This window comes from Pseudomonas savastanoi, from assembly GCF_020917325.1.
In the GTDB taxonomy this organism is placed as follows: Bacteria; Pseudomonadota; Gammaproteobacteria; order Pseudomonadales; family Pseudomonadaceae; genus Aquipseudomonas; species Aquipseudomonas amygdali.
Map to the genome: position 1 here is coordinate 2,849,722 of NZ_CP076652.1, position 11,883 is coordinate 2,861,604.

An 11,883-nucleotide genomic window follows, 5' to 3' on the forward strand; every position below is an offset into this window, starting at 1 on the left:
TACAAGGACGAATCATCAATGCAGACAGCATGTGCCAAAAAGTCGAAAGAACGCCCGGAAAACATATCGGAGCGGATTTACGCCCGGATCAAAGAGGACATTTCCGAGTTTCGCCTATTACCCGGCGAACGATTTACTGAAGGTGAAGTGGCCGAACGCGTTCAGGCCAGTCGTACCCCGGTCAGGCAGGCATTGTTCCGGCTGGAGCAGGAAGGGTACGTGGAGGTTTATTACCGAAGCGGCTGGCAAGTACGCCCCTTTGATCCCCGTCATTTCGAAGAGCTGTATGACGTGCGTGTGGTGCTTGAACTGGAGGCGCTTGCCAGGCTGGGCTTGATGGACCTGAGCGTCGAGCCGCTGATCGACGAACTCATACGCACCTGGCTGGTGCCGAAACACGAGCGATTGAGGGACACCGATCTCCTGGCCAGACTGGGCGAGCGGTTTCATTGTGCGTTGGTAGAGGCGGTGGGTAACCGGGAAATGGCGAGGCTGCATTACGAGATCACCGAGAAGACCCGGACTATCCGCCGTCTTGAGTTCAGCGCTTCCAGGGTCGATGCAACCTACGAAGAGCATGGCAGCATTCTTCAGGCCCTGCTGCAACATCAACCTCAACAGGCTCAGCAGTTGCTGGAAGCGCATGTCGAATTCAACAAGGAGGAAGCGCACAGAGCCACCCAGCATGTTTTACGTCGCGCGCGGCATTACGCCGAGAAAAGCCGCGAGCCCGCCAGGCTGCGCGTGCAAACACAATGAGTGGTGGCTGCGGTGCTGCGCGTTTCGGTTATTTAATGAATCACCGGTAGCGCAATGCCTCCAGCAACAGGGCAAACGCGGGCGATGCCTGGCGTCTGCTCGGGTAGTAGAGGTGGAAGCCGGCAAACGTCGGCGACCAGTCGTCCAGCACCTGAATCAGGCGTCCGGCTTCGATGTGTTCGGCGACAAGGTCATGCGGGATGTAACTCAGGCCGACGGTCTGCCCACGCTGACACGGCGGGCAATGGCTTGCCCTATGGAGCTGGCACCGATGACTACGGTGACTTTTCTCGGGTCTTCATGAACAGTTCCTCGGTGAAACTCGGACAAATGCGCTGTAGGCGCACCTTCAGCGTGATGTCCGGATCACCTTATAGCGCTGTCATTTGGTCAACAATGGGGTGTTATCGGTATAGGCTCATGAGCTCAGCTCATGAGTAAACATTGAAGAAGACGCTCGTACAATCAGGTATCAGTATTTCTGCTTGAGCCTCGACCACATCAACGAGGCAAGCGAGCGGGATGCCATGAGCTTTTCCTCGGCTCGAACTGCAGAGGGCAAGGCATGCCAGGGTATGCTGGCGGCTCGGTGGTGCTGCAAGTGCAGGTTGATGTGGTAGGGCCAGATGAAAAACCGCCCCAGCCAGCCGACGCGCCAGGCGTATGTCCATTCTTCCCAGCCAGGTGTGACGCCGGGGCCGCCGCTATGCTCGGCCATGCTGCGAATTTTCTGCAGCAGGGTGCCGACCGTAATCAAGGGCAGGAACCACAGCATCGCTATCAAACCGAACGTTTGCGCCGAGCATTGCCAGATGAGCGCGGCGACAATCATCAGCCAGATCAGCGCTGCCGCAGTCAGCGGGCGGGTGATCGCTGGCGGCGCGCCTCCTGCGGCCTTGTAGGCGGCAATATTGCGCAGCGTATTGATCAGCAGCAAGTCTCCCAACAGTTGTCTGGCCAGCAGCTTCGCGGTTAACGGCCGGAAATGCCAAGGCTGGCGGTAATAGAGAAAGCGTCGTTCCGGGTCCTGTTCGGTACCCGCGTGCTGGTGATGGTCCAGGTGCAGGGGGCGGTAGAATTCGATCGGCACCAGGCCTGGAACACCGATAGCCAGATTGATCAGAAAGTCGTTGATACTGCGCTGTCGAGTCAGGTGGTAGTGGGTTGCATCGTGATACAGCACGAACAACGCGTGCTGTCTTGCCGCCACGACGAGCACCGTCAGCAGATAGAAGCGCCAGTCTGCGAGGTAAATCGCGACACGAATCGTGACCAGTATGCACAGCCATTCGAGCAGCATTGCCGATAGGGTGCGCATGTCCACCGCACAGCGCCTGAGGACCAGAGTCGTCATGCCGCATGCCAGACCGATGATCAGACCATAGACCATGTCGGTAAAGACATGCTGCCCGGTGGTCATCACCGTCAGCATCAGCACCGCGCTCCAGAGGGCAAATACCCAGGTCGATCGCAGCCGCAAACCGCCCATGACGACGCTGATTGCAACGGGCAACGCTACATGCCCGCTGGGTGAGGCCGCCAGTGGCGCATCGAGCCGGTACAGCCAGTCGAGCCACGCAGACCCGGTTTCAGGACGCAGGATCATGGTCGGCCAGAACAGGTGGCTGATCAGGCACAGCCCGGCGGCCAGGGCGCCAGCGAAAAAAACCGGCAGCAGCCATGAGGACTTACGGCCCATGTACACAAGCACTGGCATCACCAGCGTATAGCTGAGATACAGCGGCAGCGTGAACGGCAGCAAGGGCATATGAAGGTCGACGATGCCTGGCTCGACGAGCCTGACAGCGCCCATTGGAACGTGTGTCACCAGAAAGTACAGCAGGCCGGTGACCAGCAGGTAGACCAACAGCCAGGTAACGGGGCGATCAGTGCTGGACGTGGCGCAGTGATGAGGATGCATGGATGCGAAGCCTGGTTCATTCAGTACGTGCACAAGCGAACACCCGGACAGGCCAGGCTGTGCGCAGCGATGATTTCAGAAGAAACGGGACATTGTGCGGAGAGACTGATTGCCCTCGGCGGCCCGGCAATTCAGAATCCGGTCATTGTGTTTCCATACATCGAAGGCCTCCATGAGTTTGTGCGCGACCGCCGTTGGGCGCCCCGATTTACGATCAGCTGATATCGATCGGATGTTCGAGATTTATTCTGCCTGCTATCAGGATACCTGCCGGGCTCGATTCGAGCAGGACCTGGACGACAAGACGCATTGCGTCGTTCTGCGTGACACCCATGACACGATTATGGGGTTCACAACGCTGAAACTGTTTGAAATGAGCTGGGACAATCAGCCCTGCAAATTCGTTTTTTCCGGTGACACTATCATCACCCCTGAACACTGGGGCAGCCAGCAACTGGCCTTCGCCTGGTCACGACTGGTGGGCGACCTGTGGCGTCAGGCTCCCGATGTTCCCCTGTACTGGTTTCTGATCTGCAAGGGGCACAGAACCTATCGCTATCTGCGGGCAATGGTACTGGATTACGCACCGCGTGCGGGTCATTCGACAGCGCCTCGTGTCCAGGCCTTGATGAATCACCTGGCACATACGCGTTTCGGCGATGCCTACGACCCGGCAACCGGTGTGCTTTCATTCAAGACACCGCAGGGCCGCCTCAGCGCGGAGCTTGCACTGATCTCGGAGAATCACGCGAAGCTGCCGGAAGTCGAGTATTTCCTGCAGAAGAACCCTGGTTACGCCGAGGGCGATGAACTGGTCTGCCTGTGTCGTCTCACCCCCGAAAACCTGCGGCCGCTGGCTCGACGGCTGTTTATGACCGAGCAGTGTTCGGCGTGCTGATTCGTCAGGCCGGTGCGGCGGACAATTCGCAACTTCTCGACTTTCAACGGCGACACACGATGCGCGGGAGCATGCCGCTGCGTTTTGACCGCAGCCCGGATTACTTCGCCCTGCATCGCTGTCATGCCGACGATCAGCGCACCTGGATAGCCGAAAGCCCGGACGGTGAACTGCGCGGCGCGGCGAGCCTGGTGGTGCGTGATGGCTACCTGCACGGTGGTGTCGAGCCGGTCGCATATCTGGGCGATCTGCGACTGACGCCGGATCGCAGACTGTCCGGGTCATGGATGGCCGAGGTAGCGGCGCGTCTCGCGGATCTTTCCCGTGAAACAGGCGTGCAGCATGCCTATTGCTGCATCATCCGTAACAACGCCCTGGCGACCCGGTCGCTGCTGCGAGGACGACGAGCAAACCCGCTGAAACTCGCACACTGGCGTGGCTACAGTAACGTCTCAGTGTACGGCCAGCGTGGCTTGAGTAGCGTTCCCCGTACGAGCACCAAGGTGAGGGTGGTACGCGCAGCTCCCCGATATCTGGATGCGCTGAGGGCGTTTCTCGATAGCGAGTCATCCAGACAATCGTTCGGCTGTGTGTTCAGCGAGGCGGAATTTGAGCGCAGGCTCGGCCAGTGGCCGGATTTCGGCATTGACTCGTTTCTGCTGGCTGTCGATGACCGCGACAACCTGCTCGGCTGCGTCGCGCCCTGGAACGCCGGGAAGATAAAACGTATCGTCGTCGAACAGATGCCCCTGACGCAGCAGTTACTGCGCCTTGGCTACAATGCGCTAGCACCTCTGGCAGGCCGACCGGGTATCGCTGCGCCGGGCCAGGCACTGCGGGATATCTACCTGACCCACCTGCAGGTTCGCCATCGTGACCCCGAGGTGTTTTGCGCACTGCTGGATGTTGCCTGGAAGCAGGTCCGCAACGACTATTCGCTGATGCAATTATGCCTGTACGACCAGGACCCGCTGTGGAAGGCAATGCATCGTTATCACGCCTTTTCCTTGCCGATGGACCTTTACACGGCACCCTGCGGCAGCCACGCAGCCGACTTTAAAGAGGCTTGTGCGGCGAGTATTCCGGGCTTCGAAATCTATCTGGTGTAGAGCGTTCTGGCGCACGTGTCTGGTGCAGGACGTCCAGCAATGTTCGCCAGAATCTCGCCGGGTCAAAGCCTGCGCCGCCCAGTATTGGCTGACCATGATCCAGATCCGGCAGGCAGATCTGCGGTACGCCTGGCAACGACAGGTTTTCCATATAGAACTGACCGTCATGCGCATGCCCGGGACGCAACGCATTCAGGCGCTGATGGTGAGTATCGAATTGCGAGCGGCGCGCAGCGGACCAACTGACGACATGCAGGCAGTGCAGCTTGTCGGGCAGGGCAGAGAGTATTTTGGCAACCTGTGGATCGCGACTGCTGCTGATGTCCCGGGTGCCAGCAGCCAGCGGAGCGCTGTTGATCATCGCCTGACGGAATCTGTCCATTCGGTAACTTCTGCCAGCGCCGGCGGCACCGTGGCCCAGCAGCGTATCAATGATCGGCGATGGTCCTGCGGGCGGCTGCACCAGAGCGATGCCGTCACAGGCGTCGAGCAGGTTCTTGTTCTGTGACAGCGCTGCCAGCGTATCCAGACCACCCTTGCTATGAGCCAGCACCACAAAGCGCTGGTCTGGCTTGAGTCTGCTGCCGAGTAGGGTCGCAATGTGCCTGCCTTGCTCAATCACACCGCGCGAAGAGCGCACCGGCATGCGCAGGACATCGTGCCCCGCAGAGGTGAGGGACCGGGCACAGGCGCGATTGCAGTAGAGGATGAATTCCGAGTAAAGACCTGCAACCAGCACGACCAGGGTGTCTTTTGGCAGGGCGGGCAAGGGCGCTTGCCAGCGCTGCAGGAACAGATCGGTCCAGTCCAGCTCCGCAGGATGACGCACGAACGCTGTAGCCGGGAAATGCATTTGCCATTCCTCGAAGCCCTCGGGTTCCCAGATCGTCCTCATACGAGCCGATCCCGGAAGCTGCCTTCAGCGCTGTTCATCAAGCGCCTGGCGAGCGTTGTCGAGCAGCTCACGTGTGTCGATTCGGTCAGGATGGAAGCCAGGCACGAACCAGAACAGCCCGGCAGGCACGATGCGCGAAAGCAGGCCCGGATTGACGAACAACCACCACTGCAGGCGCAGCCATTCGCGCCAGTTGCGGTGTTGCCGGTCCCCGCGCACGAGGTGATAGGTGAAGTAAGTAAGGTCGAAAGTGAAGTACACCGAAAGGCTCGTCATCGCTACCCAGCGAAGCAGGTAACGCCGCAGCGGGTTAGGTTCCATCTTGCACAGCACGTCATAGGCCACTGCCTTGTGCTCGATCTCTTCCATTGCGTGCCAGCGCCACAGGCGGGCCATCGTTGGGTCGGCGCCCGCCATGAATGCCGGGTTTCGCAGAATCTGCTCGGACAGTATTGCTGTGATGTGTTCAAGGCTGGCCGTCAGTGCCAGACGAAAGCTGGCTGGTAATCGCTCGCTTTCCTTTCTGCGCCGCAACAGCATGCGTTCCAGTTTTTCGACCGGTGCGCCCTGTGCGCCCAGAAGCAGGTTATAGGCACGGTGCTCGCGGATGTGCGACGCTTCCTGATAGACGAAATCGTCGACGGCCTTTTCCAGAGCGCTGCCTTTGTCGAGCTTGTGGCGAAAATGCACCACACTCTCGATGAAGATTTTTTCCCCTTGGGGAAACATGAACGACAGACAATCGAAAAAGCGCGTGGTGTGCGTCCGGCCGTCATGCCAGTAGCGGGGGATACTGGCATCGAAGGTGAAGCGTATTGATCGGTGCGCGATTACCTGCGGGGAAAGCATGGCCGCCGAGCGTCTGGACAGAATTCGTTTGAAGAGCGACATGGGGCTCGGCTTAGCGTGATGTCAAGGCGCACAGTGTGCCAGACTCCGGCAGGCTTGAAACTGCCGAATAACCATACTGACGTTCCGGCAGGTATACTTCGGGGCTTTCGAATGTGGTCATTCAGGCGCAGATATATATGGATATTTCCCCGGCACGCCGCTTCGACAAGGCCAACCTGGCTGTACTGGCGCTTCAGACGCTGTTCTGGGGCGCTACGCTCACCTGGCTGTCCCACACCGGCGCAGGTTCATGGAAATGGCTGGTCCTGATTCCGTTCTGTCTGGTCATGCAGGGTGTGTTCTCGATGATGCACGAGGCGTTTCACAGCCTTGCGCACAGCGAAAAAACCATCAATTACCTGATGATGTGGTGGGCTTCGACCCTGTTCGGGGCGTCCGCGACGCTGATCCACATCAATCACCTCGGGCACCACTCACGGAACCGCACACGTGCCGAACTGGCCGATTTTGCCATGCCGGATGAATCGCTGCTGCGTAAACGGCTGGAATACTATTTTGCGGTGCTCGGCGGTATCTGGCTGGCGGCGTTCGTCGGCAGCCTGCTGTTGCCCTTGCTGCCGCCACGTATAGCAGATCGATGGTCGCAGAGCGGTGAGGTCAATACTTACGCCGCGGCATTCAAGGATTTCTCGATCAGCGACTTTCGGCGCATCCGCAAGGAAGTCATCACCGGTATTATCGTCTGGCTGACGTGTGCCTATCTGTTTGGCTGGTCCTGGGAAGTGGTTCTGATTGCCTATATCGCATTCGGTTTTTCCTGGTCATCGCTGCAATGGGTCTATCACATGCGCACCCCGATAGATGTCGTCGAAGGTGCCTACAACATGCGCGCGCCACGCTTGGTCCGCTGGGCATTCCTCAACTTCAACTACAACCTGACTCACCACCGCCACTCACAGATGCATTGGCAGCTCATGCATGCGGCATCCAGTCTCAAGGAAACCCGCCCTCTATGGTTCGGCTGGCTGCAGGTGTTCATGCCTCCGCAGCGACTGCCCGATGACCTGACTCAGCTCGACAAGACCTACTTTTGATGCAGGCGGGTGAAGAGATGAAAAGGGCCTTGTGGCGCTCGTTCATGGGCAGTGCTCACGCCACGCTCGATCACTGGCAAGGTCTGTTCGAGCAGCCCGAGCAATCTCAGCAGCGTTTATTGATGCGTATGTTGTCGGCCAACCGTGACTGCGCCTTCGGCCAAGCCCATGATTTTGCCGGAATCCGCGATGCTGAAGAGTTTCGCAAGCGGGTACCTATTCATACCTATGCTCAACTGCAGCCCTGGATCGAGCGTGCGCAGCAGGAACAAGGGCCGATACTGACCGCCAGTCCGCCGCTGTTCTTCGAGCGCAGCAGTGGCAATAGTGCACTGCAGAAACACATCCCCTATACGCAGGAATTCCTTGGCCAATTGCAGGGTTCGTTGACGGTATGGCTGGCGGATATGTACCGCCAGGTCCCGGAGGTCAGCCATGGCAGCGGGTACTGGTCCATGTCGCCGCCCTTGCAGCAGCCTGCAATGACGGCCAACGGCATACCGATCGGCAGTGTCAGCGATCTGCAATATCTGCAAGGCAGTGCAATCGCGGGGCTGGCCGGCACATTGCTGATTCCTGAACTGGCCAGCGACGTGGCGCACTGGCGCAGGCAAACGCTGCTCGCCCTGATTGCAGATGCCGGGTTGAGCTTTATCAGCGTGTGGAGCCCGACGTTTCTTACCAGCCTGCTACAACCGTTGCTCGACACTGAAATGCTCGAAAGTCGGCAGATAGTTGCCTGGCTTGAAGAAAGGTTGCCGGTACCCCGCCAGAAAGCCTTGCGCCACGCGCTTGCTCATGGGGTATTCACCGAGTTGTGGCCTCGTCTGGCGGCGGTAAGTTGCTGGATGGACGGGCCGAGTCGCGTGTACGCCCAGCAACTGGCTGTGCGTTTTCCTCAGGCGCGCTGGTTAGCCAAAGGATTGTTCGCGACCGAAGGTGTGGTCAGCCTCCCGTTCGGGGAAGGGGCTGGCTGCCCGTTGGCGATAGGCAGTCATTATCTGGAATTCATCGGGGACGACGGGGTGCCGAAAGAGGCTCACTCCCTGCGCATGGGGGAAACCGCGCAAGTGCTGTTGACTACCGGTGCAGGTCTTTACCGATATGCACTGGGTGACCGGGTGCGCGTAGTCGGTAAACTCGCCGGAACGCCGCGTGTGGAGTTTGTCGGGCGCTGCGCAAGTACCTGTGACCTGGTGGGCGAGAAGCTCGATGAGCAAGTGGTCGAGCGAGCCCTTGCGCAATGCATGGACGCAGCCGACAGCGCATGCCTGATACCCGACTCCAGCAGCACACTGCCGCATTATGTGGTCCTTTTGTGCACCTCAACGACGACGCTGGCAAGCATTTGCCGCACTGCGTTGGCCAACGATATTGAAATGGCCCTGCAGCGTTCCTTTCACTATGCACACGCGCGCACACTGGGTCAGCTGGGTCCGGTGCGTATGCGTTTTGTCTGTGGCGGGGCGCAAAAACTCGCAGACTTGCTGCAGCGCGCTGCAGAGTCGACGGGCATTCGTGCAGGCGACGTCAAGCCGCGTGCATTGATCAGCCGTCTGGACACGGCTGAGGCGCTTCTTGCAATCACGGACGGATCTGAATGCACACAACGTTGAGCAGTGAAACCGATACCCATGGCGACGGCACACGTGAGCAGTGGTATGTGGCGTGCACGCAAAAGCAGCTGCGCAAAGGCAAGCCATACCGGGCCACGATACTCGGCCTGAATATCGTTCTGTTTCGCCGCAGCGATGGGCAGCCCGCTGCGCTGCTGGACCAATGTGTGCACCGTGGCACAAGGCTGTCAGCCGGCAAAATCAAGGATGATTGTCTGGTATGCCCGTATCACGGCTGGCGCTATGACGCGAACGGTCAAGTGGTACATATTCCCAGCGTAGACGCCAGGCAGGGCGCAGCGAAGTCGCCTGACTATCGCTACCGGCAGCGCCATTTTGCCGTCTGCGAGCAGGACGGCCTGGTCTGGGTTTACACCGGCACACGCGATGCTCGCGAAACACCGATATTTCGGCTTCCGGCCTATGGCGAGCGGCCGTGGCAATCCTATTTCATGATCAACACCTTCGACGCCGATGTCGGCAGTCTGGTGCAGAATTTTCTGGACGTGCCGCACACGGTATTCGTTCACGAGGGTATTTTTCGTTCCAGCAGCGGTCGAACCATGGAAGCGACGCTCTCCTGCAAGGCGCAGAGCATTGAGGTTGTCTATCACGACGAAGTCGACGAGATCGGGATGATGCAATGGCTGACCAACCCGGACGCCGAGCCGCTTGTGCATACGGATCGTTTTCTCGCGCCTAATGTGACGTTTTGTGATTACCTCTGGGGGGCACGCTCAGGCTTTCTGATCGTGAGCCAGATCACGCCAGTCGATGATCGCCAGTCGCGCGTTTACACCTACATTGCATACCGTTTTCCAATGCCGGCCTGGGTTCTACGGATATTGCGTCCGTTCATCCATCTGTACACGCACATCGTCATTCAACAAGACGTCAAAATCATTCGGGCGCATCGCGAAGGGCTCGACAACGCCTCCGGTTTCAAGCCGTGCAATGTGCCTGCCGATGCAATCCATGTGGGCGTCGAGCAACTGCTTGCTGCGGTCCGGCGCGGCGAGGCGCTGCCGCAAGCACAGCGCCGCGAGCGGCGGATTCGATTCGAGCTTTGATCCCGCGATGCTTTAACTGACTTTCAGCCTCGGCTGCACTGAATCCGCCAATTGCGTCAGGATCAGGCAACACGACACCGCGCCGGCATCCAGCACGCCAAGCGATCGTTCGCCGAGGCGACTCGCTCGGCCGATCTTCGCTACCAGGTCACGGGTTGAATCGCGCCCTTGTGATGCGGCGCTTTTCATCGCGTCAAGGGCTGCGCTGAATGACTCACCCCGGGCGTGGGCCTGCTCGAAAGCTTCGACGGCTGGAATCAGGGTGTCCATCAGGCATTTGTCGCCGATGCCGGCTTCGGTGATGTCCTGCAATGAAGTGAGGCCACCGCGCAGCAGTCTGGCGAAGGTGGCAGCGTCGATCTGCTCACAGCCGCGCACCTGATCGGCCATGCCGATAAACAGGCTGCCGTACAGTGGCCCCATGGAGCCGCCGATGCCTTCCATCAGGCTGAGGGTCAGTTCATCCAGTGCTTCGGCAAGGCTCAGTTGCCGGCCTTCAATGGTCCGGCCGCAATGGGCAAAGCCTTTGGCCATGTTAATGCCGTGGTCGCCGTCACCAATCGCGCCATCAACCTCGCTAAGGTATTCGCGATTGGCGACGATCACGCTGACCAGATCAGTGACGATGGCAGTGCCGTCATGGGTGGAGAAATGCTGGCTCATGGTTCACTCCGTCTGGGTCATGCCGATGGAGCGGCAAGGGTGGTCGATCAGGGTTTTCAGTTCGGCGTCCAGGCCCAGTACGGTGAGGGTTACGCCCATCATTTCCAGCGATGTGAAGTAATTGCCGACGTAGCAGCGATGAATATGCAACCCCTTGGCCTTGAGCTGGCTTTCGACTTCGGCGTAAAAAATATACAGCTCCATGACAGGTGTTGCGCCAAGACCGGATACCAGCACGACAACGCTGTCGTCAGCACTGAAGTCGCGGTCGGCGAGGATAGGTGCCAGCATGCGCTCGGCCATCGCGGCTGCCGACTCGATGGCAATGACCTCGATGCCCGGTTCGCCGTGGTGGCCAATACCCAGCTCCATCTTGCCGTCCGGAATCTGAAAATTGGGTTTGCCGACCGCCGCAATGGTGCAGGGCGTCAGACCGATACCTATTGAACGGCACTGATCCACGGCTTTCTGCGCGACTCTAATTACGCCATTCAGGTCATAACCTTGTGCGGCGGCAGCGCCACCGACTTTCCACATAAAAATTTCCCCGGCCACGCCACGACGTTTGGCGATATCGGATTTTGGTGCCGAGGCTACGTCATCGTTGGCGACCACGGTGCGGACTTGCAGATCCTTGCTGGCGGCCATTTTCATCGCCAGCTTCACGTTCATGTTGTCGCCCGCATAATTACCGTAAAGGCAGGCGATTCCAGCCCCATGATCGGCGGCACGGAAGGCGTCGAAAAAGCTTTTCGCAGTGGGCGAGGAGAAAATCTCGCCGACCGCTACGGCGTCCACCAGACCGGGGCCGACGTAGCCGAGAAAGGCCGGCTCGTGGCCCGACCCGCCACCCGTGACAATGCCGACGGAGCCTTGCACGGAAGGCCGCGCTTTGCTGATAACCCGAGGGTTATTGTCACTCTGCGTCAGTTCGGGGTGCGCGACCAGAATGCCGCGCAGCATGTCCTCGACCACTTGGTCCGGGTCGTTTATCACTCGGTTCATA

The 11,883-nt window shown here is 59.2% G+C and carries 11 protein-coding genes and 1 pseudogene; 6 read left to right on the top strand and 6 right to left on the bottom strand.

Translation table 11 applies throughout. The features are described 5' to 3' along the window. Positions 1-18 precede the first annotated feature (18 nt). On the top strand, positions 19-759 hold the full coding sequence (locus KP808_RS12355; RefSeq protein ID WP_057403045.1) for a GntR family transcriptional regulator: 741 nt from the start codon (positions 19-21) through the stop codon (positions 757-759). A gap of 40 nt (positions 760-799) precedes the next feature. Here KP808_RS12355 and KP808_RS12360 read toward each other — a convergent pair. Further along, positions 800-973, bottom strand: a pseudogene (locus tag KP808_RS12360) (LysR substrate-binding domain-containing protein); the annotation flags it as partial. 258 nt (positions 974-1,231) lie between these two features. Then, positions 1,232-2,680 carry a fatty acid desaturase gene (locus KP808_RS12365; protein WP_057403046.1) on the bottom strand — a complete coding sequence of 483 codons (1,449 nt, stop codon included), beginning with the start codon at positions 2,678-2,680 and terminating at the stop codon, positions 1,232-1,234. 232 nt (positions 2,681-2,912) lie between these two features. Here KP808_RS12365 and KP808_RS12370 point away from each other — a divergent pair, with 232 nt between their 5' ends. Continuing rightward, positions 2,913-3,578, top strand: coding sequence for a hypothetical protein (locus KP808_RS12370; RefSeq protein ID WP_057432522.1), 666 nt, complete (start codon positions 2,913-2,915; stop codon positions 3,576-3,578). Further along, positions 3,572-4,687, top strand: a complete 1,116-nt coding sequence (locus tag KP808_RS12375) for a hypothetical protein (RefSeq protein ID WP_230018702.1) — start codon at positions 3,572-3,574, stop codon at positions 4,685-4,687. Before KP808_RS12370 ends, KP808_RS12375 begins: the two co-directional genes overlap by 7 nt. Here KP808_RS12375 and KP808_RS12380 read toward each other — a convergent pair. Together KP808_RS12380 and KP808_RS12385 are read right to left on the bottom strand one after the other, a co-directional pair. Continuing rightward, on the bottom strand, positions 4,635-5,582 hold the full coding sequence (locus KP808_RS12380) for a hypothetical protein (protein ID WP_058428004.1): 948 nt from the start codon (positions 5,580-5,582) through the stop codon (positions 4,635-4,637). The genes KP808_RS12375 and KP808_RS12380 overlap by 53 nt on opposite strands. A gap of 24 nt (positions 5,583-5,606) precedes the next feature. After that, entirely contained in the window at positions 5,607-6,473 is an 867-nt protein-coding gene (locus tag KP808_RS12385; RefSeq protein WP_230018704.1) for a metal-dependent hydrolase, read from the bottom strand. A gap of 137 nt (positions 6,474-6,610) precedes the next feature. Here KP808_RS12385 and KP808_RS12390 point away from each other — a divergent pair, with 137 nt between their 5' ends. The 3 genes from KP808_RS12390 to KP808_RS12400 are packed head-to-tail and all read left to right on the top strand — an operon-like array spanning position 6,611 to position 10,214. Further along, complete coding sequence (locus tag KP808_RS12390; protein WP_010202464.1) at positions 6,611-7,528, top strand: fatty acid desaturase; 918 nt, start codon at positions 6,611-6,613, stop codon at positions 7,526-7,528. After that, entirely contained in the window at positions 7,528-9,144 is a 1,617-nt protein-coding gene (locus KP808_RS12395; protein ID WP_230018706.1) for a GH3 family domain-containing protein, read from the top strand. Before KP808_RS12390 ends, KP808_RS12395 begins: the two co-directional genes overlap by 1 nt. Beyond that, positions 9,129-10,214 (top strand): aromatic ring-hydroxylating oxygenase subunit alpha, encoded by a 1,086-nt coding sequence (locus KP808_RS12400; RefSeq protein ID WP_058409325.1) that lies wholly within the window; start codon positions 9,129-9,131, stop codon positions 10,212-10,214. Before KP808_RS12395 ends, KP808_RS12400 begins: the two co-directional genes overlap by 16 nt. Positions 10,215-10,226: 12 nt before the next feature. Here the strand turns inward: KP808_RS12400 and dhaL are convergent, their stop codons facing one another. Both dhaL and KP808_RS12410 read right to left on the bottom strand, forming a co-directional pair. Next, a complete protein-coding gene (dhaL, locus tag KP808_RS12405; protein ID WP_057403053.1) occupies positions 10,227-10,877 on the bottom strand; it encodes a dihydroxyacetone kinase subunit DhaL in 651 nt (216 codons plus the stop codon). Positions 10,878-10,880: 3 nt separating this feature from the next. Next, positions 10,881-11,882 (bottom strand): dihydroxyacetone kinase subunit DhaK, encoded by a 1,002-nt coding sequence (locus KP808_RS12410; RefSeq protein WP_058401546.1) that lies wholly within the window; start codon positions 11,880-11,882, stop codon positions 10,881-10,883. Between the last annotated feature and the right edge of the window lies 1 nt (position 11,883).

Coding starts and splice junctions, on each gene's coding strand:
- KP808_RS12355 (WP_057403045.1), top strand. CDS start 19: ATGCAGACAGCATGTGCCAAAAAGTCGAAAGAACGCCCGGAAAACATA.
- KP808_RS12365 (WP_057403046.1), bottom strand. CDS start 2,680: ATGCATCCTCATCACTGCGCCACGTCCAGCACTGATCGCCCCGTTACC.
- KP808_RS12370 (WP_057432522.1), top strand. CDS start 2,913: ATGTTCGAGATTTATTCTGCCTGCTATCAGGATACCTGCCGGGCTCGA.
- KP808_RS12380 (WP_058428004.1), bottom strand. CDS start 5,582: ATGAGGACGATCTGGGAACCCGAGGGCTTCGAGGAATGGCAAATGCAT.
- KP808_RS12385 (WP_230018704.1), bottom strand. CDS start 6,473: ATGTCGCTCTTCAAACGAATTCTGTCCAGACGCTCGGCGGCCATGCTT.
- KP808_RS12390 (WP_010202464.1), top strand. CDS start 6,611: ATGGATATTTCCCCGGCACGCCGCTTCGACAAGGCCAACCTGGCTGTA.
- KP808_RS12395 (WP_230018706.1), top strand. CDS start 7,528: ATGCAGGCGGGTGAAGAGATGAAAAGGGCCTTGTGGCGCTCGTTCATG.
- KP808_RS12400 (WP_058409325.1), top strand. CDS start 9,129: ATGCACACAACGTTGAGCAGTGAAACCGATACCCATGGCGACGGCACA.
- dhaL (WP_057403053.1), bottom strand. CDS start 10,877: ATGAGCCAGCATTTCTCCACCCATGACGGCACTGCCATCGTCACTGAT.
- KP808_RS12410 (WP_058401546.1), bottom strand. CDS start 11,882: ATGAACCGAGTGATAAACGACCCGGACCAAGTGGTCGAGGACATGCTG.